The organism is Synechocystis sp. LEGE 06083 (assembly GCF_015207725.1).
In the GTDB taxonomy this organism is placed as follows: domain Bacteria; phylum Cyanobacteriota; class Cyanobacteriia; order Cyanobacteriales; family Microcystaceae; genus Synechocystis; species Synechocystis salina.
The window spans coordinates 1-1,638 of the sequence record NZ_JADEWJ010000433.1 but is presented as its reverse complement, the minus strand read 5'-3'; the positions used below and the strand labels follow the sequence as shown (position 1 = coordinate 1,638).

Sequence of the window (1,638 nt, the reverse complement as noted above, 5' to 3'; positions counted from 1 at the left end):
GATGTGGCCATTGACCGGGCTTTGCAAAAACATTCATTGTCTCCTCCCGATCGCCGTTTATGTACGGAATTGGTGTACGGAGTGGTGCGCCGACAAAGAACCCTGGACTATTTAGTTGAGCAACTTGGCGATCGCCCGATTAGTAAACAACCGCCGGATTTAAGACGGATTGTGCATCTGGGGCTGTATCAATTGAGCTATCTGGATCAGATTCCGGCTTCGGCGGCGGTCAATACCAGTGTGGATTTGGCTAAGGCCAATGGTTTAAAGGGGTTGAGCAAAGTTGTTAACGGTATGTTGCGCCGCTACCAACGGGGGCAGGAAGGGGGAGAAGGAGTTGTAGACCAGGAAAAAATCAGTTTAGGCGGAAAATATAGTTTCCCCGATTGGTTGGTGGATTTATTTGTACAAACCTGGGGCCGGGAAGAAACGGAAGCTTTATGTGCTTATTTCAATCACAACCCCTCTTTAGATATCCGCATCAATCCCTTGCAAACCAGTCGGGAAGCAGTGGCCCAGATGTTGGAGTCCATGAATATTACCGCCACCGCCATGGCCGGTTTACCCCAGGGGTTAAGGTTGACCGGAAAAACCGGGGCCATCACCCAACTGCCAGGTTTTGTAGAAGGTCTCTGGACGGTGCAGGATGCTAGTGCCCAATGGGTGGCCCAAATCCTCAATCCCCAACCGGGGGAAACTATTTTTGATGTTTGTGCAGCCCCCGGCGGTAAAACTACCCACATGGCTGAGTTGATGGGGGACCAGGGACAAATTTATGCCGGCGATCGCCATGGTTGGCGCTTACAAAAGTTGGCCGTTACCCAACAAAGATTAGGACTAACCAGCATTAAAACCTGGGAGGGGGATTTGATTCAACCGGGGACAAAACCTCCCATGGAGTTGGTAGACCGGGCGTTACTGGATGTACCCTGCTCCGGGCTAGGAACTCTGCATCGCAATCCGGATCTACGTTGGCGACAAAATCCAGATACCATTGCCACCCTTTTACCCCTGCAACAATCTCTATTAACGGCGATCGCCCCTTTGGTGAAATCCGGCGGCACCCTGGTTTATTCCACCTGCACTTTGAACCCGGCAGAAAATGAAGCGCAAATTAAACAGTTTTTGCAAGACCATGAAGATTGGCGGCCGGAAAACTTTACCTGGATTAGCCCATCGGGAGATTCCCAAGCTATTACTGACGGTATGCTGACTATTCTTCCCCACCAACACCAGCAAGACGGATTTTTCATCGCAAATTTAAAGAAAGCTTAACAATCCTAACGGCGATCGGCCCTTCCCCCCACAATAGGAATAGTGAATCAAAATTCTGGTTAGGGGGTTAATGTCCTAAAAACAATACATGGGACTTATTGCTTGACCGGAAACTTCAGCTGAGTTAACTGTACCATTCCATCCCTGGGGGGTAATGCGCCATGACGAAAACCGCTAAAACTAAACAACTACTCAAAATTCTGATTGGGGCCGCTGGGCTAGATGGGGTAATCCAAGTGGAAGAAAGGCAATATCTACGACGCTTAGCAGCGGAATATGAAGTAGAAAATGATCCGGAATTACAGGCCCTTTTATCAGAACTAAAATCCGTGGAAGCGCCCCAATGCTATGCCTGGGTGAATG

At 49.3% G+C, this 1,638-nt stretch carries 1 protein-coding gene and 1 pseudogene; both read left to right on the top strand.

Going from position 1 to position 1,638, the window contains the following annotated elements; genetic code table 11:
* The coding region (locus IQ219_RS19490) for a 16S rRNA (cytosine(967)-C(5))-methyltransferase (RefSeq protein WP_194073709.1) at positions 1–1,275 on the top strand (1,275 nt) is incomplete at its 5' end.
* A gap of 161 nt (positions 1,276–1,436) precedes the next feature.
* Positions 1,437–1,638, top strand: a pseudogene (locus tag IQ219_RS19485) (TerB family tellurite resistance protein); the annotation flags it as partial.